We start from the raw sequence: 243 nt of genomic DNA, 5'->3' as shown, positions 1-243 counted from the left end.
CGTGATGGACATGCCCCACTGCGAACCGTCACCGAGGAGCCGGACGAACTGCTCGGCGTCCCACGGCGTCGTGATGACGAGCACGTCACGGATGCCGGCCATCATGAGCGTCGAGAGCGGGTAGTAGACCCTGTCTCTTATACACATCTCCGAGCCCACGAGACGGAGCTACATCTAGGGGGGGGGTTTTTTGTTGGGGGGGGGGGGGGGGGGGGGGGGGGGGGGGGGGGGGGGGGGGGGGGG

At 68.7% G+C, this 243-nt stretch carries 1 pseudogene; it reads right to left on the bottom strand.

Annotated elements, in window-relative coordinates:
• A pseudogene (locus tag ACR9ZK_RS23110) lies at nt 1–129 on the bottom strand (sugar phosphate nucleotidyltransferase); the annotation flags it as partial.
• Between the last annotated feature and the right edge of the window lie 114 nt (nt 130–243).

This window comes from Monashia sp. HAY1-5C, assembly GCF_056755255.1.
The sequence above is the reverse complement of the archived record's forward strand: the minus strand, read 5'-3'. Positions and strand labels throughout refer to the sequence as shown.